Source organism: Ideonella sp. P3_A4 (assembly GCF_056403075.1).
The window spans coordinates 1-1,045 of record NZ_JBFUGE010001170.1; the positions used below are offsets into that span (position 1 = coordinate 1).

At 57.1% G+C, this 1,045-nt stretch carries 2 protein-coding genes; both read right to left on the reverse strand.

Features of this window, described 5'->3' with window-relative positions; genetic code table 11:
- Positions 1-189: 189 nt before the first annotated feature.
- Complete coding sequence (locus AC1DYI_RS36705; protein ID WP_477209001.1) at positions 190-609, reverse strand: hypothetical protein; 420 nt, start codon at positions 607-609, stop codon at positions 190-192.
- A gap of 110 nt (positions 610-719) precedes the next feature.
- The coding region (locus tag AC1DYI_RS36710) for an MAPEG family protein (RefSeq protein ID WP_477209002.1) at positions 720-1,045 on the reverse strand (326 nt) is incomplete at its 5' end.

Sequence of the window (1,045 nt, forward strand, 5' to 3'; positions counted from 1 at the left end):
GGGAAGGAGAGCCAAAACGCTCCGCCACCACGACTGTCTTTGGACGAGATGGACTCACCAAGTTCGTCCGGTGTTCCCACCGTCCAATTTCGCGACGAGCCTTCGATGTGCACCGGCACGTTCATTTCCGGCGCTTAACGTTCGACGTAAGGGGCGGCCCGCTTGCGGGACGTCCCCTTGACGGAGGGGTTAGACCTCGAGTTCGTCATAGTGTTCAAACGCGATTTCTACTCCGCAGCCATCGAGCAAACAAAACATTGCATACGATATCTGATTGATCCAAGAGTCGAGTCGTTCAACTTGGTCAGCCGATATCAAACCGTTGCTGCGGAGCATGCCACCGGCTTCTACGCCCCAAGAACGCCCAAGGTGGCAAATGCTCCAGATGCCGGCTATAAGGTCTTTGTCGCAGGTGGCGCCATGTTCTAACTCGGGCGCAAGTATCTTCAGGCACGCCATGACCTCATGAAAGTTCTCAACGCGCAAGCCGCTGTATGGACGGAGACTTCCGAGAAATCCGAGCTCCCACTTGGGATGACTTGTGTCACCGTGCCTGCCCGAGTGCATTTGAAGAAGCTCACGGGCTTCTAAGGGTGTCAGGTAGCTCATGGATGGATTCTGCACCTGCCCAGAGGTCTAACGTTCGACGTAAGGGGCGGCCCGCTTGCGGGACGTCCCCTTGACGGAGGGGTTAGAGCACACGGAGTTCGCAAGCCTGCTCATCGCGCGACCAGAGCCCAGGCCCAATAGATGGAGATTGCGATCTGTACGGTGAACGCGGCAAAGCGAGCATTGACTGCAAGAACGCTCACTGAAGCCAGATGGATCGTGGATTGAATGATCCTGGCGGCGAGCAACCACGGGGCTAGTGGATCAGTGATCTCCGCTCTTCCGGTTGCGAGAGCAAGAAGCAGGAGGCTGCCGAAGACAGGCAGACCTTCCAGACAGTTCGCGTGCGCTCGGGCCAAGCGCTGCATGAACGGTGACAAGTTCGAATTGTCGGGTTTGAACTCATTGGAGCGTGACTGGCCCGTGAGTACGAGGT